16 protein-coding genes and 1 pseudogene are annotated in these 20,455 nt (G+C 37.3%); 2 read left to right on the top strand and 15 right to left on the bottom strand.

What is annotated here, in order from left to right; genetic code table 11:
* Positions 1–169: 169 nt before the first annotated feature.
* The 5 genes from H7U02_RS05865 to H7U02_RS05885 form a co-directional block, all read right to left on the bottom strand.
* Positions 170–892 carry a lantibiotic immunity ABC transporter MutG family permease subunit gene (locus H7U02_RS05865; protein WP_201042929.1) on the bottom strand — a complete coding sequence of 241 codons (723 nt, stop codon included), beginning with the start codon at positions 890–892 and terminating at the stop codon, positions 170–172.
* 2 nt (positions 893–894) lie between these two features.
* Positions 895–1,644 (bottom strand): lantibiotic immunity ABC transporter MutE/EpiE family permease subunit, encoded by a 750-nt coding sequence (locus tag H7U02_RS05870; protein WP_101799808.1) that lies wholly within the window; start codon positions 1,642–1,644, stop codon positions 895–897.
* Positions 1,641–2,336, bottom strand: a complete 696-nt coding sequence (locus tag H7U02_RS05875) for a lantibiotic protection ABC transporter ATP-binding protein (RefSeq protein ID WP_070578169.1) — start codon at positions 2,334–2,336, stop codon at positions 1,641–1,643. Before H7U02_RS05875 ends, H7U02_RS05870 begins: the two co-directional genes overlap by 4 nt.
* A 174-nt stretch (positions 2,337–2,510) precedes the next feature.
* Positions 2,511–3,854: a sensor histidine kinase gene (locus tag H7U02_RS05880; protein ID WP_201042931.1), complete on the bottom strand. Its 1,344-nt coding sequence runs from the start codon at positions 3,852–3,854 to the stop codon at positions 2,511–2,513.
* Positions 3,847–4,524: a response regulator transcription factor gene (locus H7U02_RS05885; protein ID WP_201042933.1), complete on the bottom strand. Its 678-nt coding sequence runs from the start codon at positions 4,522–4,524 to the stop codon at positions 3,847–3,849. The genes H7U02_RS05880 and H7U02_RS05885 overlap by 8 nt, the downstream gene beginning before the upstream one ends.
* A gap of 661 nt (positions 4,525–5,185) precedes the next feature.
* Between H7U02_RS05885 and H7U02_RS05890 the strand changes: the two genes are divergently transcribed.
* Entirely contained in the window at positions 5,186–5,374 is a 189-nt protein-coding gene (locus tag H7U02_RS05890) for a hypothetical protein (RefSeq protein WP_143567393.1), read from the top strand.
* Positions 5,367–5,972: pseudogene (locus H7U02_RS05895) on the top strand (Fic/DOC family protein). Before H7U02_RS05890 ends, H7U02_RS05895 begins: the two are co-directional and overlap by 8 nt.
* 206 nt (positions 5,973–6,178) lie before the next feature.
* Here H7U02_RS05895 and H7U02_RS05900 read toward each other — a convergent pair.
* The 10 genes from H7U02_RS05900 to H7U02_RS05945 all read right to left on the bottom strand — a co-directional run bounded on the left by H7U02_RS05900 (position 6,179) and on the right by H7U02_RS05945 (position 20,385).
* Positions 6,179–9,295, bottom strand: coding sequence for an SH3 domain-containing protein (locus H7U02_RS05900; protein WP_201042935.1), 3,117 nt, complete (start codon positions 9,293–9,295; stop codon positions 6,179–6,181).
* Between the two features lie 286 nt (positions 9,296–9,581).
* Positions 9,582–9,881, bottom strand: coding sequence for a hypothetical protein (locus tag H7U02_RS05905; RefSeq protein WP_201042937.1), 300 nt, complete (start codon positions 9,879–9,881; stop codon positions 9,582–9,584).
* A 64-nt stretch (positions 9,882–9,945) separates the two neighbouring features.
* Complete coding sequence (locus H7U02_RS05910; RefSeq protein ID WP_201042939.1) at positions 9,946–10,638, bottom strand: DUF6287 domain-containing protein; 693 nt, start codon at positions 10,636–10,638, stop codon at positions 9,946–9,948.
* Between the two features lie 11 nt (positions 10,639–10,649).
* Positions 10,650–12,452, bottom strand: a complete 1,803-nt coding sequence (locus tag H7U02_RS05915) for an SH3 domain-containing protein (protein WP_201042941.1) — start codon at positions 12,450–12,452, stop codon at positions 10,650–10,652.
* Between the two features lie 160 nt (positions 12,453–12,612).
* Positions 12,613–13,536: a helix-turn-helix domain-containing protein gene (locus tag H7U02_RS05920; protein WP_201042943.1), complete on the bottom strand. Its 924-nt coding sequence runs from the start codon at positions 13,534–13,536 to the stop codon at positions 12,613–12,615.
* A gap of 178 nt (positions 13,537–13,714) precedes the next feature.
* On the bottom strand, positions 13,715–16,333 hold the full coding sequence (gene alaS, locus H7U02_RS05925) for an alanine--tRNA ligase (protein WP_013990152.1): 2,619 nt from the start codon (positions 16,331–16,333) through the stop codon (positions 13,715–13,717).
* A 24-nt stretch (positions 16,334–16,357) separates the two neighbouring features.
* Positions 16,358–16,843 carry an LURP-one-related/scramblase family protein gene (locus H7U02_RS05930; protein WP_037600473.1) on the bottom strand — a complete coding sequence of 162 codons (486 nt, stop codon included), beginning with the start codon at positions 16,841–16,843 and terminating at the stop codon, positions 16,358–16,360.
* A 338-nt stretch (positions 16,844–17,181) separates the two neighbouring features.
* Positions 17,182–18,324 (bottom strand): peptidyl-prolyl cis-trans isomerase, encoded by a 1,143-nt coding sequence (locus H7U02_RS05935; protein ID WP_002890136.1) that lies wholly within the window; start codon positions 18,322–18,324, stop codon positions 17,182–17,184.
* Positions 18,325–18,385: 61 nt separating this feature from the next.
* Positions 18,386–19,093: an O-methyltransferase gene (locus tag H7U02_RS05940; RefSeq protein ID WP_014633986.1), complete on the bottom strand. Its 708-nt coding sequence runs from the start codon at positions 19,091–19,093 to the stop codon at positions 18,386–18,388.
* Between the two features lie 71 nt (positions 19,094–19,164).
* Complete coding sequence (locus H7U02_RS05945) at positions 19,165–20,385, bottom strand: OFA family MFS transporter (RefSeq protein WP_037600476.1); 1,221 nt, start codon at positions 20,383–20,385, stop codon at positions 19,165–19,167.
* Between the last annotated feature and the right edge of the window lie 70 nt (positions 20,386–20,455).

Raw genomic sequence — 20,455 nt, forward strand, 5'->3', positions numbered from 1 at the left:
GGCTCAATTGATATTTAATGACAGAAATAAATATTTTAGGAAAGATCCATAGTTCAAATGAAAACTAATCACCTATGTTGTTTTCATTAAGAAATTAAGAGATGTTATAGCCATTTCCTAATCAAACATAATTAGATTGTATTTATTATAGATAGAAAACTGGACATATTTAACCACTTATCAAGCGGTCTTGATTCCACTTTTGAAATAGTAAAAAATGAAAAAATACTATTATGATAGAAATAACAAATATAATCATAAGTGGAGTGATATCTATTTTTTGTTGGTTGAATAGTGTATCTGATACTCTCAAAAACCATGCCCATGGGATTAGAAACCATACCTTATCACCGAGACTCGTTTCACAAAACGCAGCAATAATGACTCCCATCATTGAAATACCTAGTGCCACACCTGTGCTAAATAAATAACTAATAATCTGATTAAGCATATATGCTATATAGGCCAAAATGATATAAAATAAACTAATCAAAATAAGTAATCTTAGAGATACAACTATACCAATAGTTTTCAACAAAAAGATAAATATAGTAATTGAAACTATTAAAACTATACAATAACATAACCACAAAAATACCAATTCAGCAAAAAATGGCTTATAATTCGATTGTGAATACCCCAACAAATATTTAAATTTCCCAGATGATTCCTCCAAATTTTTTAGTTGAATATTCACAATACTAGAAGCAAAAGGAAGAAGTACTCCTACTATTTGAAAGTAAGAAAATAATACCGTCCTGCTTTGTAACCCTCCACGTTGATTCCAATATAGGAACAAAAGTAGTGGAAATAATAATGCGGCTAAAATGTGTACTAGCAAATAAGAAGTGTTTTTTATTTTTAAAAAACTAGAGCATATATATAATTTCATGACTATTTCACCTGTCTTTTGAAAGAGATAGCAGATAGTTCGACCAATAAAATGAAAAAAGTAATCCCTAAGAAAAATGAAACGAAAATCAGTGAATAATCAGGAATATATTCAGATCCAATAGGTATACCATTTATTCTCATTTTTGTCATTGGTTCAAGCAGCTTCAATGACCAATCATAAGGAAACAAATACCATGTATCTAAGAGAGAAAAACTTGTACCAATAATTAGTGGTGATATTGTATTAATAATCATAGCAAAATACAAATTAGTTTTTCTTGATAGCCATAAAATAAATGGAATTTGCCATAATGTTGTCAACCAAATCAATAAAATAGTTAATAGCATCCTACATATACTAATAAGACTTGGTGTGGGTAAAATTAAACCCATTAAGATAAGTATTAGGCTTAAAATCACACTAATTATTAAGTTTAAAAAAGCTACCAATATGATTCTTGCGTATTCTACCTTTTTTAAATTAACATTCCTTGATAAATAAACAGAATACTTATTTGAATCTAATTCCAACTTATTTAACAAAGCTGAATTTACAGCTATAATTACATTAATCCAAATAACCCCCCACTGATTCACGGTAGTTTCTGCAGTTAGACTTAATACTTCCTTACCACCCAATGATGAAAACAATAAAGAAAGAATAACACAAATGAAAGGGAAAATAAAAATTAACTTAAAAATACTCGTATTCTTTATTTTAATTAAATTTGATAAAAAAACTTGTTTCATAATCTCCTCCCTTTTTCATATATAATTTGATTATTAAATAACTCCTCAAGATTCTCAGAACCATCATATTCCTTCTCCAGTACAATCTTTCCTTCATAAATAAAACCAATAAAATCAGCTAGATGTTCGACCTCTGAAAGAATATGACTTGAAATCATGACTGTCATCCCATCTGATTTAAATGACTCTATAATTTCCCTTAATTCTTGAATTCCAATAGGATCCAAGCCGTTGGTAGGCTCGTCCAATATAAGTAATTTAGGTGAATTTATTAAAGCGATAGCTATTCCTAACCTTTGCTTCATCCCTAGAGAAAATTGCTTTACTGGTCTCCTATCAATGTTTCCTAAACCTACTTTATTTAATAGCGGAAGTATTGTACTATTTGAAATACCAAGCATTGTTGTAACTACTTTCATATTATCGTATGCGCTCAAATTCTTGTAAAGTGGTGGTTCTTCAATAATACTTCCAATTTTCTGCAAATCTCGACGTGACCATTCTCTACCTTCAAAAGTGATAGAACCACTGGTTTTATTAATTAAACCAGTCAAAATTTTCATAATAGTTGATTTTCCAGCACCATTTGGACCTATTAAAGCATATACTTTTCCCTTAGGAATATTCATATTGACATTATCTAGTACCGTTCTCTTACCATAAGATTTTCTTAAGTTTTGTATTTTTAACATATTGATTACTCCTATTCTATATACTGTTGGGCATTTAGATATTTCCTCTCTTATTTATATGTCCGATATATTTACGATGTCATTATTTCATCTTAAGTTCAGAATCTGTTCAGAAAAAAAGCATTTGGACAGAAAATTTCTTACAATTTTCTGTCCAAATGCTTTAAATTATATCTATTTCTTCTTAATGGATAAAATTGCACTTGCTCCCCCTCTTGCTGGGTTTACCAACTGAAGGTGCCCTCCATGCTTAATAGCAACACCATTAACAAAAGCTAATCCAATTCCGTAATGCTTATTTCCTCTACTATTATCTTCTGTGTAAAACAATTTAGTGCCATTTTTCAAAGTACTATCATTAAACTGGGGACCATTGTTCCATACTTCAAAATAAATGAGAGTTCCCGATTCAGATAATATGAGCTCTATTTTCTTATTTGAAGAGGGTGTAAATCTAATTGCATTAACTAGAAGATTGGATATTGCCCGTATCAAATTTTCTTCTTCTCCATAAAAAGAACTGCTTACAAGGTAATTCCCAATAGAAAATTCAACATCGTTTATATTCAAAAGATCATCAACCTCAAAATGTAACTCACTTAGCAGTTCTTCAACAACTATCAACTTTGCTCCTCTATCTTCTGAAAGCATCCGAGTATAGGAAATCAATGAGTCGAAATAGCTCTCAAAAACAGAAATACTATTATCCATTGAAAGAACATAACTTTGTTGACTAGTTGTTAAGGACGTTAATTCTAATAACTCAAGGTTCCCTTTTAAAACAGTTAAAGGTGTCTTTATATCATGAGAGAGAGCAGATATTTGAAATGATAAATCTTGTTTCTCTAATTTTTCTCGATCAATCAAATTTTTCAAACCATCTCCCTTTGTATATAGGGTTGCCAGGATATCATCAAATTCCGTTATTTTAGAAAAGTTTTCTTGTTTAGATAATCTTTCTATCCCCATTTTATTTGCTATTTTCTTTATTTCTTTAAAATTCGAAGAAATTTCTTTCACAAACCTTGTTGAAGCAACCACAATACTAGTTATTATTCCTAACCCTAGAAAATAAAAAGTCAACATATTATATGGAACATCCCTAAACTTAGGATTAGAAAATTCTGGCATCTCATTATATCTGATAACAATACTATAATCACCATTGTTATAAAAGTCATAATGCACTGTATCCAAAATTAAGTTATCTTTTTCTTCTACAACTTTTCTGAATAAAGAAAATTCTTTAGGTATGTATTTCCCCTTAATGATTTTATTTACCTTATTATCTAAAATAACATAATCTAATCCCAAAGATTCCGCATAGTTTGTCAGTTGTTTTATTGTTTTTTTATCTTCAAAATGATATTCCTCTCCAATATTATGGGACGTCACTATATTTAGCCTTAAGAAAGAAAATGAAATTATATAGATTATTAGAATTGTAATAAAAAAACCAGCACAAACTTCAAAAACTACTAACCAAACTCTTTTTTTTATTGAATATTTTTTAGACATCCCACTTATAACCAATTCCACGTACTGTTTTTATTGGATTAATTCCAAAGCTTGCAAATTTCATTCTAATTTGATAAATATACTCTGAAATGGAGTGAAATAATGCTGACGCCTCCTCGTCATAGACCTGTTCATATATCTCTTCTTTTGTAAATACTTTATGGGGATAACGAGATAATAATTCCAAAATATCATATTCCCTAGAAGTTAAAGTTAAAGGGATCTTATCGATGTATAGCATACGTTCCTCTAGATAAATTTCTAGAGGAGGAAAGCTCCTTTTATCTTTTTCAATCTTTAACCTTGCTCTTTCTTCTCTCTTCAAATGAGAATTAACCTTAGCTATAAATTGTTTCAAACTAAACGGTTTAACAATAAAATCATCTCCTCCTACGGTTAAAGCTTGGATAATTTCATCGTCATGAGATAAGGCACTAACAAAAATAATTGGAGAGCATACCTCTTCACGAATTTTATAACAAAATTCTATTCCATTTATATTAGGCATCAGAATATCTAATAGAATTAAATCATACCCCTTAAATTTATCAAAAACTATTGGTACTTGTATTTCTTGTAAAGTTGTGACTTGATAATTCTCAATCTCTAAAGCTGTCTTTATAAGTTTTAGAATTTCTTCGTCATCATCAATGGCTAAAATCTTATTCATCATTACTCCTATAATACTATAAGTAACACACAAATTAGTGAGTAACAGCAAAAATTCGATATAAAAGATAAAAACGATTTTCTTTTATATTGTACCATAATTACTTTTTTAATACCTTATTTTTAGAATTTTCAATTAAATATTTCTCAATACCGTTATCAAATTTCTATTATAATATTGGTAAAGTTATAATGTCATGAATCTAATGGCTTTTTCTGATTGTCACATAAATCATCAATAATATATGACCAACCACTTTATCATCATACTTTCAAATAACTATCCAAGAAGGCACATATCTTGTATATAAGAGGACTCTACTATTTAATTAGTGAGCATTTTTACGATACCAAATTTCTCTCAGTTCCAATTAAACAAGTACAATGTTTTAGAATATAATTACTGACTGGAATTAATGAAGGTGCTGTCAAATATTCCCAAGGTTATGCAAGCCCTGTTTTGATGCTATCAATAATTATGTGTAAAAACTCAAGCAGATTAAACTGTACCCCAAAAGTTAGACAGAAAAAATTAATTTTTGAGGGTGTTTTTTATGATGAAAATATCCTATCAACAGTTCAATCAATCATAACTATCCCCATCTTTCATGTAAATATAAGGGTCTATGGTACAATGATAGTGATATACAAGGAGGTATGCCATGACTCTTGATGTAAATGAAGAAGAATTAACAATTTTAGGAATTTCTTTTGATAATTATTCAGATTTTGATGCCGTTTGGTATGCTATTGGATCTTCAATGATTGAAAATTATGAGCCTACTGTTCAGGATGTAATTGATTTAAAAACTTATGTCACCAATAGACGAAAGGAATTGAACATTGGTTAAGAATCAATATGAAGGATATAAGTACATTGACCCTAATAACCAATATACCTATCCAGATTCTACGGTCTTAGTCAATAAACAAAATATTACAAATATCGAAGAAGCTTACCGAAATGAACACTTATTCGTTACTAGAAGGCTTGCAGACTTGCGTTTAGAGCCCATTCAAGTTTATTCCATGAGCGATATTCTAGCCATTCACAACTATTTATTTCAAGATGTTTACGCTTGGGCTGGATAATATCGTAAGGTAAATATCTCTAAAAGCGGTAATCCTTTTATGCCAATACAGTCATTTAATACAGCTGAAACTCATATGATGATTCATTCCTATCATCAAACTGCCAACTCCAAAGATGAAATCATTATGCATTTAACAGGAATTCTTGATAATCTTAATTATTTTCATCCCTTTCGAGAGGGTAATGGACGAACTCAACGAGAGGTTATTCGTGCTTTAGCTCTATCAAAAGGTTACTCTGCACAGATACGAGTGGAACAAGACGATGAAGTTTATAATCTCTATATGGACGGGACAGTCCATGAAGACTTAGAAAAGTTAAAAGAATTATTGATCAGAATACTGAGTAAATTGTGAGTTACTTTACTATCTTTCAGTACTACCTTGCCTCTCAAATTAATTCTATATGAACATATGTAATATATTTCTGCCTGAGTTTATAAATCAGGGCCACCCTTTCTCATATAGGGCTAAAGTAAAGACAAACATTCTTTTGATGTTTGTTTTTTTGGCTCTTTTCTACCAAAAAACACCACCCTCAAAAGAGAGTGATGTTACAACTCTTAAGCAATGTCCACATAGCGTCTTGCACCACTATAGGTTACATAAGACAACCAAGTATGGCCATCAGCTGTTAGGACCTTGTCATAGCGAACGGACATGCCTTTATCATAGTAGGCTAACTCTGGGCTAGCAACACTTGGTTGTGCCTTGATAGAGCTAGGTTTGGTAAAGGTATAGGTGCCAGTTGCTGCTAGGCTTGGGCTTTTTGGTTGAGCAACTGCTGTTGCCTTACCATCAATAGCAATGTAACGACGGTTGCCTCCATGGCTAACATAAGAGAGCCATGTACGACCATCTGCAGTCACCAATCTGTCATAGTTAACGGACATACCAGCATCATAGTAGGCCAACTCTGGACTTGCAACACTTGGTTCTGCTTTAATGCTAGAGCGTTCCTTGAAAGTATAGGTACCAGAAGATGGTGTACTTGGTTGAACTGGTTGTTCTACTGGTTTAGTCACACTTGTTGGTGCGATAGCCACATAGAAACGATGTCCTGAATAGCTGAGATAAGAAAGCCATGTATAGCCATCATTATTGACAACCTTGTCATAGTTGACTGACATACCAGCATCGTAGTAGCTAACATCTGGGTTGGCTACCAAAGGTTGAGTCTTAATGCCAGAACGAGCAGTAAAGGTGTATGAACCTGAAGCTGTAAGGTTGTGGCGGGTTGCATTTTGAACTGGAACAGTTGTGCTAGTGCCTCCGATACCTACCATCTTACCATCTTGGACATAATAGAGATGGACAATGTATTCGCCTGCTTCAGCCTTATGGTCACTAACATTGATACGAACCTTGTAGCTACCATCACTTTGTCTGTTAGCTTGGTGCCATACAAGATCGTCTTGGCCGTCTTTAGCTGTCCATACTGGAACACTTACGCTTTGGATAGCCTTGTCACCACCAGAAACATTAGTGATATGAACGTCAAAACCAAGGTTAGAGAGATTTTCAATATTGATAGTACCGCTTGGTTTGCTTTCTTGTTGAGCAAGTTTAGACACGGCTACATAACGGCGGTTGCCATTGTAGCTGAGGTAAGAAAGCCATTGGTAACCATCACCACTGACAATCTTGTCGTAGTTGACTGACATGCCAGCATCGTAGTAGGCCAACTCTGGACTTGCCACACGAGGTTCTGCCTTAATGCCAGTACGAGCGGTAAAGGTGTATGAACCTGAAGCTGGAAGATTGTGGCGAGTTGCATTTTGAACTGGAACAGTTGTGCTAGTGCCTCCGATACCTACCATCTTACCATCTTGGACATAATAGAGATGGACAATGTATTCGCCTGCTTCAGCCTTATGGTCACTAACATTGATACGAACCTTGTAGCTACCATCACTTTGTCTGTTAGCTTGGTGCCATACAAGATCGTCTTGGCCGTCTTTAGCTGTCCATACTGGAACACTTACGCTTTGGATAGCCTTGTCACCACCAGAAACATTAGTGATATGAACGTCAAAACCAAGGTTAGAGAGATTTTCAATATTGATAGTACCGCTTGGTTTGCTTTCTTGTTGAGCAAGTTTAGCCACGGCTACATAACGGCGGTTGCCATTGTAGCTGAGGTAAGAAAGCCATTCATAACCATCACCACTGACAATCTTGTCATAGTTGACTGACATGCCTGCATCGTAGTAAGCCAACTCTGGACTTGCCACACGAGGTTCTGCCTTAATGCCAGTGCGTTCTTTGAAGGTGTAAGTTCCTGAGTCAGGAAGGCTATAGCTAGTTGTTGTATGAGTTTCTTCAACCTTGGCAGGAACTGTGTAAGTTGTGCCACCCACACCAACTAATTTACCATTAGTTTCAACATAGTAAAGATGAACATTATAGAGGCCACGTTCATTCTTGTGGTCAGTTAGACTGACGTTAACCTTGTAGTTACCATTGTTAAGACGAGTCGCATTGTACCAGATAATGTCATCTTGACCATTCTTTTCAGACCAGATTGGAACAGACACTCCGAGGACACCGTTTTGATCTGATACATTACTGATAACCACGCTAAAGTCACCATTGTTATGACTTTCAATAGAAATGTCGCCTCTTGGTTTAGCTACAGCCTCTGCAACAGCACCTAGGTCGACATAACGACGAGTACCACTGTACGAAGTGTAAGAAATCCAACGGTGGTTGTCCGCAAGCAAAGATCTATCGTAGTTGACTGACATGCCTGGATCAAAATTGAACTCAGTCTTGGCAGTCAAGCTAGGTTGGTTCTTCACATCTGCAGGTTTAGTGAAGTAATAAGTACCACGTTCAGGGATGGTTTCATCTCTAGTCGCTTCAGTGTTGCTACTAGTATTTTCAGCCTTCAATGCTGCGATATCAGCGTAGTAGCGTTCATAGTCATAACCAATATAAGAAATCCATTGATGATTGTCTCTCTTCAAGACCTTATCATAGATAACATGGTCGCCTGCACTAAAGACAAATGTAGGTTTGATATCCATGACTGGAGCTGTACGAATTTCAGTTGTGCGACGGAAATAATAGGTACCGTTTGATGGGATATCAAGAGAACCATCAGCAGTCACAGGACCATCTACACCTGGCTGACTAGCATTAGTTAAGACAGTACGAAGACTAGTATCGACAGCTTCACGGTCAGTAACTCTAGCTTCTGCTACTTCTGAAGTTGCTGAACGGTTAATCTCACTAACTACTTCAGAGCTAGCTACTGATGACACTTCATAACGTGGACTAGCCACCTCTGAGCTCGCAACAGAAGCGACAGCAGATGCAGATTGAGCAACCTCTGCTGGTACTTCCAAAGAAGCAGCCTCGCTGACCACTACACTACTAGCTTCAGAGGAAGCAACTTCACTGCTGGCAAGCTTAGGTCTTGGCGCTTCAGATCTTGAAGCTGGTTCATTGAGAACCTCGGTAACAGCTTCTGAAGTTGCTTGGTCAATTTGGGGTGCTTCAGAATTATTTACAGTAACTTCATAGTCCGTGATAGAACCTGTGCTATTGGCTTGTTCCTGAGCCAAAGCATGCCCACCAAGCATCAAGCTCGCACCAATCAAGACTGATGCAGCTCCAAAAGAATATTTACGAATTGAGTAACGTTGACGTTCCTTAAAAACATATGCCTTTCTCATTTTGATCACTCTCACTTTCTAGGCTGTTTCATAAAATAATGGAACCGTTTTTACGCCTATAGTATACTTCTTTTAAAAATATTTTACAAGTATTTCATTAATATTACTAAACTTTATTTTGTAGAAAATTGATCGATAATTTTTTCGATAACTATTACCTATTATAATGAAGAAAAGTCCTTAGATATATCTAAGGACTTTTCAAACATCTAATTTCTTGACACATTAAGCAAATCTGAACAGATTAATCAATTTATTCTGAGTTAAATTGACTATAGATATCATTCTAGTCTAAGTCTGATTCATCATAGATGTATTCCTCTAAATGTTCAGTCACTGTAATCTCATCACAGGAGCTAACATTTTGAAAATCCTTAATGTAAACAATTTTATATTGATTTGGTAGAAGTAATGGAAAGGCAAATGGCTTACCATTCTTACACACGCGAAACATCTGAAAGTTATCTGTTACATTACTAATAAAGACAAACGGAAACAAATGAGGACTGGGAGAATTCAAATAGTGATAGGTACCCTTTAAGGTGCCACTAGTACTTCTCACTTCTCCATGTTCTTTTTGAGACATTTTTAAAGTGTGCTCCTTCTACTACTTGTGATTTCCTTTTCTTAAGTACTGAGGGACAATACCATCAATCTACTTTATTGTAAACATGCATCCGACCATATATCGCATCAGAACCAAAACGAATCTGTCCGTTACTATCAAAGAAAATTGGGTCACTGGTTGGTCCATCATTATGAGCAAAACCTGCTACATAACCGCCATCTTGAGCAAAACCATTAAAGAGCTGACTACTTGTATCACTATAACCACTTTCAGCGCCAACACGAGTTACACTACCGGATGGGGATACTGTAATTGTATCTCCTAAGTCATTTTGATAGGTACCAGCAACACTAGAGAAATCACCATTAGCCATTGCCGTAGCATCAACTACTGTGGTAGCTGGTGTTTGTTCCGCTGAAGCAGCTGGTTGTTCTGTAGGAGTTCCTTGATTTACTCCAGCTGTTTCTTCATTAGGATTTGTTGGGGCAACTTCTTGTTGAGCAGATCCAGCAACATTTCCGGCTGATGGTTGTGAAGCCTTTTCTCCAGAGGTTTCTTTTGAGACTTCTTCTGAACTAGAAGATTTTGTCTTTTTCTCAGACTTCTTCGCTTTTTCTTTTGAGGATGGTTTTGTCGATTTCACTTTCTGACTAACCTTACTAGAGCTCGATGTTAATGTGGCTTCCTTCTTGTTATTACCACATGCACCAAGTAATAGAACGGAAGTTAAAGCGAGTGCGGTTAAAGTTGTGAAACGTTTTGTAGTAGGCTTCATAATAATTCTCCTTAATTAATAGCAATATAACGGCGATTTCCACTATAACTGAGATAAGAAATCCAAGTGTGTCCCTCATTAGTCAATACTCTATCATAATTAACCGTATTACCAGCGTCATAATAAGCTAATTCAGGGCTTGACATACTAGGTTCTGACTTTATACTGACTCGTTGTGTGAAACGATAAACACCACTTGATGGGATAGTATAGGTATCCTGATTCTTTTGCACATTAACAGTAGTCCCACCAACACCAACAAGTTTACCGCTATTTTCAACATAATACAAGTGAACATTATAAACTCCTGTTGAATTTTTATGATCACTTACGTTTACATGTTGACGATATGTTCCATCAGATTGACGAGTAGCAGTGTACCAAATAATATCATCTTGTCCATCAATTTCAGACCATGTTGGGAGCGATACTTTTTGAACTCCGTTAACGTCTGAAACATTGGAAACGATAATATCAAATGTTCCTGTCTCAGAATCATTATTTACAATTCTTATAGTACCCGTTGGACTACTAGTCACATTTACAATTTCACGAATAGGGATATAACGACGATTTCCAGCGTAAGATAGATAAGAAATCCACTCATGACCATCTGCAATCAATTTACGATCATAGTTTACACTTTGACCTGCGTCATAGTACGCAAGTTCTGGGCTTGACATTTTAGGTTCTGATTTTATACTAGCACGTCCTTTGAAATAATAGACACCACTTTCTGGAACTTCTTGGTCTACTGAAGGTGATGGGTGATTTGAAGAATCGTCCACCACTCTATTAATATCCTTAAAGTGAATAAATCCTGTTACAGTATTTTTATTAACTACCTGTCTATGATAAATATGATCATCATGCCAGTTATACTCTTCTAATTCAATGTAATCCCCCATGACATTAGATACCCATGCAACATGTTGATATTGATTATCATACCAAGCCACTGAACCCAATGCTGGAGTATTATCTACCCTGTAACCTTCACTACGTGCTCGATATCCCCATTTTCCTGCGTCACCATAAGCATAAGGAATTGTAAATCCATTTACTGTACTTAGGCGATAAGCTACAAATGATGTACATTCCCTAACATATTGTCCCCAATCATCTGCATCTACCCAAATTCTACCATTCTTGAATCTTTGAGGGTAGTCATCACCACGTGCGATTGAACCACCACCTGCTGAAAACAAAACAACATCTCCAGATGAAACATTATTAACATTTGTTGAATGAATGTACTTACCATCTTTTTTGGTGGCTCGAATCCGTGTTTCATCATTAACAATGGAGGTCTTTGGCTTGTCAATATTCGCAGCAGCATACCCAACTGTTTTCTTGCCTTCTGGGTTAGTAGGATCTACTTGTTCAATTGTATCAGCTTGTTTATCCTCAGCAACCACTTTGGGTGTCTCTTTTTCATCCTTTGTCTCTAACACAGGTGTAGTACTGTTTTCTGAGACTTTATTACTTGTGTCTAACTCGGAAATACTTAACTCAGATTTTTCGATTGTATCAGATTTTACTTCATCCCTCGTTTCATTTGGGCTTCCTAAAGGAACTTCTGGAGTATTAACTTGTACTACTTCTGTAGATTTTCCAATTTCTGTATTTGTAGAAGCCACTGCAGCATCTGATTTTTCTGTAACAAGACTTGATGGGGCGACAGCGCTCGCTTCTGTCACTTGATCGGCAGATACTGATACTCCCATAAAGAAAAATCCTATTAGAACAGATGCTACACCAATAGAATATTTTCGAATTGAAAAGCGGGCTAGTTTGTTATTTGAGTATTTCATAATAAATCTCCTTTGTGTATTTTAAATAAATTTTATGACAAGTGTAAATTCCTAAAATCCCCAAAGAAAATAATGCACTCAAATTTCTATTCTTCAATTCGCTTTATGAATATAATATACTGCATTTTAGAAAAAAAGAACAGGACACGTATGTCCTGCTCTATTCTTTCATGGCATCTCTCATTTTCTCTGACATGATGTCAGCTAAAGAGGTATCTCCTAATAATCTAGCCAAGATTATCCCTTCTTGATAAGCCTTTTTAGCCTCAAAAATATCATTCTTTACAACATATAGATACTGTCCCTCTAGCATTCTCAAAATTGGTTTTTTCTGATAATCTTGAGTTTCCTCCATAATGTGATGCAGTTGATTGAATGCTACTTCCGATAAATGAAACTTTTTTCGTTCATATTCAACTATTGGAACCATTAATAAGGCATCCCTAAGTAAAAATAGATACTCCGTGGGAATACTATCATAACTATTTATAAGATTCCTACAAATGGTATAAAAGGTCCCTTCACTAAACCCATCTGACCGCATACTATCACCATCTCCTAACGAGATTTGATATAGTTCTATAAGTAGTAGGTCATTGATAGTGTATACCCTTTTCTCACATAATGAAGGTAAACTCTTCTCCAATATGCTCATGCCAAATTTTTGGTGTGTCTTTGAAGTATATGAGTAAAGTTTTGACTGTAAAATATCAACGACCCTCTGTTCATCAACTGGCAAATCATCATAATAGATATCAATAATTTTACCCAGCTTTTCGTCTAGTTTCATTAGGTTATTTGGCTTATCTAGACTAGTCGCATGCATCAATTGATATTTGAGATTGAGGTATTCTACCGGCAACTTTGAGCCTATAGCTCTCTCTCCAAGCAATTCCGATAAAGATATATTCAGACGTCTTGCCAAGTGCTCTAAGGTCTCTAATTTAGGTTGAGACTTCCCTGTTTCTATACGTGTCAATTGCCGTACTGATAAAACCTCATCCCCTTCACAAAATTTTTCTTTAGTGAATCCTTGTGCTAATCTCAACTCTCTTAACCGATGACCAAAGTCTTGTCCAAACATCGCTAGCTCCCTTTTACTTGAAACTATTATAATTTTTATGATTTGTAATAGTATACCACCCAGTATTCACTATTTCAATTATGAAACGAAAATAATCATTACTTTCAATACCACTTACAAAGAAAAAAAGATAGGATTTTCATCCTATCTTTTCAAGTTACTTTTATTGTATCACATCTTAGAGCTGTTCTGCTACTGCTGAAAGAAGATCTTGGATACCATTGGCATCGCTACCACCGGCCATGGCCATATCTGGTTTACCACCACCACGACCTGATACGATTGGTGCGAGAACCTTGATAACATTACCTGCGTGAACATCTTTAGACTTGCTTGCTACAAGAACATTAACTTTTTCGCCAATGTGAGCTGCAAGGACAAGGACGTCAGAGTAGTCTGCTTGTTTCCATTGGTCCGCGAAGGTACGAAGGGCACCTGCATCAGAAACTTCTACTTGGCTAGCAATGTAACGAACACCGTTAGCTTCTTTAACATCTTTGAAGACGTCACCAGCTGCAGCTGCAGCTGCCTTTTCTTTAAGCGCAGCATTTTCTTTTTGAAGGGCATGCAATTGCTCTTGAAGGCTAGCAACCTTGTTAGGCACTTCTTTCAATTGTGGTGCTTTAAGTGTTGCTGCGATTGCTTTGAGGGCATCTTCTTCTTCACGGTAAGCAAGGTAAGCTTCACGTGATGTCACTGCCAAGATACGACGTGTTCCTGAACCGATACCTTCTTCTTTGACAATCTTGAACATACCGATTTCAGCAGTGTTGGCAACGTGCGTACCACCACAAAGCTCAACAGAGTAATCACCGATTGAAACGACACGAACATTCTTACCATATTTTTCACCAAAAAGGGCCATAGCTCCCATTGATTTAGCAGTGTCAATGTCTGTTTCAATAGTTGTTACTGGAGTGGCTTTCCAGATTTCTTCGTTGACTTGTTCTTCGATAGCACGCAATTCTTCTGGAGTTACAGCCTCAAAGTGAGTGAAGTCGAAACGCAAGAATTCTTGTTCATTAAGAGAACCAGCTTGAACAGCATGATCACCAACGATATTATGAAGGGCAGCATGCAAGAGGTGAGTCGCTGTGTGGTTCTTCATAACACGGTGACGACGTGTGTGGTCAATTTCAAGTTTGTAGTTAGCACCTACAACAAGTTCACCTTCAACCTCAACAGTGTGAAGGGCTTGTCCATTTGGTGCACGTTGAACATCAACCACACGCGCAACAACAGTACCAGCTGCATCTGAGATCGTACCGTGGTCTGCTACTTGTCCACCCATTTCAGCATAGAATGGTGTTTGTTCAAAGACAAGGAGTGCTTGACCAGAGTTAACACTATCATGACGAGCATCATCAGCAACGATAACGCTCAAACGGCTTTCAGCTGTTTCAGCTTCATACAAGAACTCAGATGGTTCAGTGATGTTGGCGAGGGTTTCATTTTGCATACCCATAGAACCACCTTTAACCACGCTAGCACGCGCACGTTCTTGTTGTTCTTTCATGGCAGCTTTAAAACCTTCATGGTCAATCTTGAAGCCTTCATCTTCAGCCAACTCTTCTGTCAATTCCACTGGGAATCCATAAGTATCGTAAAGTTTAAAGATGTCTTTACCTTCAAGCGTATCTTTACCAGATTTCTTAAGGTTAGCAAGAAGCTCGTCAAGCATGCTTGAACCTGCATCGATGGTACGTGCAAAGGTTTCTTCTTCACGTTTAACGATTTTTTCGATAAAGTCTTTCTTCTCAAGAACTTCTGGGTAATAGCTTTCCATGATTTGACCAACAGTTGGAACAAGTTTGTACAAGAAAGCATCAGAAATGCCGAGACGACGGCCGTGCATTACGGCACGACGGAGAAGACGACGAAGGACATAACCACGACCTTCATTACCTGGAAGGGCACCATCACCAATGGCAAATGCCAATGAACGGATGTGGTCAGCAATAACCTTGAAGCTCATTGTGTCACCATCTGGATCATAAGTTTTACCAGACATTTTTTCGATTTCACGAATGATAGGCATGAAGAGGTCTGTTTCAAAGTTTGTTTTAGCCCCTTGCATCACGGCTACAAGACGTTCAAGACCTGCGCCCGTATCAATGTTTTTATTAGGAAGTTCCTTGTATTCTGAACGTGGAACAGCTGGGTCTGCATTGAATTGTGACAAAACGATGTTCCAAATTTCAATGTAACGGTCGTTTTCAATATCTTCTTCAAGCAAACGGATACCAATATTGTCAGGGTCAAAGTCTTCGCCACGGTCAAAGAAGATTTCAGTATCTGGTCCTGAAGGTCCAGCACCGATTTCCCAGAAGTTATCTTCAATTGGAATCAAATGACTAGGTTCAACACCACAAGCAATCCAGCGGTTGTATGAATCTTTATCATCTGGATAGTAAGTCATGTAAAGTTTGTCTTTTGGAAAATCAAACCACTCTGGGCTTGTCAAAAGCTCATAACCCCATTCGATAGCTTCATCACGGAAGTAATCACCAACTGAGAAGTTACCAAGCATTTCAAACATAGTGTGGTGACGAGCTGTCTTACCAACGTTTTCGATATCGTTGGTACGGATAGCTTTTTGTGAGTTAGTGATACGTGGATTTTCAGGAATTACTGAGCCATCAAAGTATTTTTTCAAAGTGGCAACCCCTGAGTTAATCCAAAGAAGGGTTGGATCGTTAACTGGAACCAAGTTAGCTGATGGTTCAACAGCGTGACCTTTTGATTTCCAGAAATCAAGCCACATTTGACGAATTTGTGCTGAAGTAAGTTGTTTCATTGTTTCTCCTTAATCAATTGTTTCTTATTTTGAGCTATTCTCGAGCATTTCCACATAGTCAATAGCGACACATAGGGAAATGGCTAAATCGGCATAAGTATTTTCATAAACGGTAACAGTATAGGTCGATGTTAGATGGAAGAGTTCCTTTTGAATCCTAGCAACTACCTGATCTTGACTATTAAGCAGTTGAAAATCCAGGTCCCAAATATTCCCCTCTATTCGCAAGTCAAGATTATCGACATCATACTTATCACGAAGAAAGGTTAATTTTTTACGAATGTAAAAACTCGAACCATCCTGTAAATCCACCGTAAATTTGGGTAAGAGACTAATAGGCTCCTTGGTGATATGACTGATCTCACGACCATCCTCGCCAAAAATCGTAAAGGTCTTTGGAATCTTAAAAAAGGATCCTTCGACCTGGTAGGCAACTCTACCTTGATCATCCTTGATATCAAATCGTTCACCGCCCAATCGAAACTTCTGTTTGACAAAATAGGTTTTCATACGCCACCTCCAATAATGTCATACATTGCATTCAGAAAATACCCAAAGAATAAAAGACAAGACCACTAAACGAAGGGCGACGTGAACCGCGGTACCACCTTCATTCAATGAACTTGTCATTCTTATTTGTCTTTAATTGTAAACTTTGAGTAGCAAGTAATCAGATTCGTCCGTGGCTCGCAGCGACCGCCATTTTTCTGTATCAGAAGCAATGATTACCAATCTCAAAGGGAAGGCTAAAAATGTCATGATATTAGAACTTTCAGCCACTCTCCATTTTAACGTGTTTTAGGTCTTAGGTCAAGCTGATAATAGCATTATCAACTCTATCTTGTGATTTATTTGCTAGAGCTTGATGATGAACTTGATGAAGCCCCAGAACCAGTCACATACTGGTCAAGAATTGCGCTGAAGGCCTTGTCTACAACTTTAACATTGTATTTCTTAAGGACCTTAGCAATCACTGAGTTAGTGAAGTTAGTATCAGCTTTCTTACCATTGATGATAACCTTAGTCAAATCATCCTTATAGTTTTTCCAATCTGCATTTTTCTCAGCTTTTGAAACAGTTTTGACGATATAGTAAGTTGCAGCACCAGTTGAACTGTTTGAAACGGTCACTACGTCAGAAACGGCATTAGCATCTTGTTTGAAGGCTGCTGTCAAAACATCTGCTGGGAAGTCTTGAGAAGCTGAGTTAACTGTCTTAGAAGCCACTTCCAAGCTGTTATCTTTAGCAACTTGTGAGAAGTCTGCTCCTTCTGCTTTAGCTTCAGAGTCTACCTTATCTGCCACTGCTTTATCAGTAGTTGAAACTACTTGTACCTCTGTATTTGGTGTGTAGTTATCATAGGCGGCCTTGTAATTTGCTTCAGTCAAATCTTTTTGTGCGGCTTGGTTAACAGCATACTCAACCAATTTTTGTGTACGGATTTGAGTACGGTATGACTCTTCTGTTTGACCATAGGCTGCAAGTACTTGTGAGAATTGATCTCCGTATTGTTCTGAAGCTTGCTTATAAGCTTTGTCTACGTCTTCTTTGCTGACTTTGCTACCATATTCTTTTTCAAGAGCCTTTTGCAAAGTTGCACTCAAAACACTTTGTTGTGTTTGGCTGCTACCTTTAAGTGAATCAAAGACATCACCGACAGTAACAGTATCACCTTTCATAGATACCAAAGTTGTTTCTTCAGTCGTTTTGTTACCTAGAGAAACATACATAGCACCTGCACCAACGAGAGCTGAAACAGCTACAAGGGCAAGACCTCCGAGGAAGCGGCCACCTGAGCTTGGTTTACCAGCATCACGTGTCTTTTTCGTTTTAGCACGTTTAGCTTTTTCTTTCGCTTTTTCACTAGCGAGGGCGATGCTTTCCTCTTCTTCTTTTTGGCGATCAAGATGCTCTTGTTCTGCGTCTTTGTCTGCTACAACCTCTTCAACAGTTTCTTCTGTCGACTCAAGGTTTTCATTTTCTTTAGCCATTCTATCTACTCCTTAAATTGTCAATATCTTTGTTATTATACCACACTTACTTAAATAATGCTTAATCTGGCAAGATAATATTTTCAGAATTTTTCCGAAGCATAAGAAGTCCGTCACTCATAGGGACCAAACTAGCAGTCAAACCAGGGTTATCTAAGGTCGCATCAAAAAGACGATGCAAACCACGGTAAATCGTACGCTGACCACGACGAACCTCCATGATGTCTTTGGCAATATCCCCCCCTTGGAAGATATCATCAAAGACAATGACACCACCTACCTTGAGACGTTTTAGGATTTCAGGCAGAAAGACGATATATTTAGACTTGGCTGAGTCCATAAAAACAAAATCATAATCAGTGTCCAAATCTTGCAAAACTTCTGCTGCATCACCTTCGACCAAGGTAATTTGTTTGCGGCTGTCATACTTGGCTAGATTTTCCTTGGCAAAGCCAATCATTTCTTCATTACGATCAACCGTTGTAATCTGAGCATCAGGCGCATATTCAGCCATAAGAAGGGCTGAAAAACCAATAGCCGTTCCTACCTCAAGGATTTTCTTAGGCTGCAAGGTCTGTAACAAAAATCGGAAATAAGCAACAACTTCGTGCTGGATAATTGGAATATTTTCCTTACGAGCAAAGGCCTCCAGCTCAGCCAAATGCCCTTTATTTTCCTGAAGATGCGTTCGCATGTAATCCACGATATCCTTGTTTACTACTGGGCGACGCATGTTGTGATTTGCGTTTTTACTATATGATTTAACCATGTGTTTTATTATATAAAAAATCCCTAGCGAGTGCTAGAGATTTTTCTTATCTATAACTCAAATCCTCATCATTAGACTACTTGACGAATAACCCTCTTTTTCAAGAGGTAAGCAATAACTAAAGCTACCACGTAAAGAGCAATAAAAACAAGCAAGGTCATCTGGTAAGATTTTGTCAATTCATAGGTTACCGACAGGAGCATTGGTCCCACTAAGGCTGCCATAGCCCAGGCAGTCAGAATATAACCATGAAGGGTAGCCAATTCCTTTGCCCCAAAGATATCGCTAAGGTAGGGAGGAATCAAGGAGAATCCTGCCCCGTAGCAAGTCATCAGAACAGCCATCGCAACCACAAAGACAAGTGGAACTTGCAGGACAATTAGGAGGATAGCCATAACGATATTAACCGCAAAGAGGAGGATAAAGGTCTTCGGACGCCCAATATAATCCGACAAGCCTGCCCACAGAAGGCGACCAAAACCATTAAAGATTCCCATAACACCGACAACAACTGCTGCTGATTCCGCTGACATCCCAACCATATCTTGAGCCATTGGAGAAATAGCAGAGACAAGGGCTAAGCCACATGAGATATTGATAAACAAGATAAGCCATAACCAGTAGAAAGTTGACGATTTCAGAGCTTCATTAGCCGTAACCCCTTTGCTCAAATCAGCAGCCTGTCGGTTTGGACTCTCGTCAGCCAACAGTTGTGCTTCCTCTACACTTGGTCGTTTAATGAATTGTGAGACAAAAAGCATCACAATAAAATAAACAACTCCCAAGATATAAAAGGTCTGCTCAACACCACGTGCCTGAATCAGATATTGGGCAATAGGGCTAGTCAAGAGCGATGCGAAGCCAAAGCCCATAATGGCAAGACCAGTCGCAAGCCCACGCTTGTCAGGAAACCACTTAATGATGGTTGAAACAGGCGTAATATACCCCACACCCAGTCCTAGACCACCAAGAATACCGTAACCAAGATAAAGTATCCACAGCTCTCCCTGAGCAATGGCAACTCCTGTTAGAATGTTACCTCCGGCATAGAGAACAGCCGACATACTCCCAGTCACTCTAGGACCAAATTTTTCAACCAAACGTCCCATGAAGGCTGCAGAAAGACCAAGACAAAAGATGGCCAATGAAAAGGCAAAAGAAACTGAAGATTGATCCCAGCCAGTCTGGGCCATAATAGGATTACGATAGATACTCCAAGCATAGGTAGACCCCAACATAAGATGGAGTAAGACACCACACGTTGCTACAAGATAACGATTGGTTGTTTTCACAAAAACCTACTTTCTATTTCTGAACACGGTTCACTTATCAATTATAAAACGTTAGGTTTTTAGTCTATCA

This window comes from Streptococcus sp. 3.1 (assembly GCF_016648915.1).
Taxonomy (GTDB): Bacteria; Bacillota; Bacilli; order Lactobacillales; family Streptococcaceae; genus Streptococcus; species Streptococcus salivarius_E.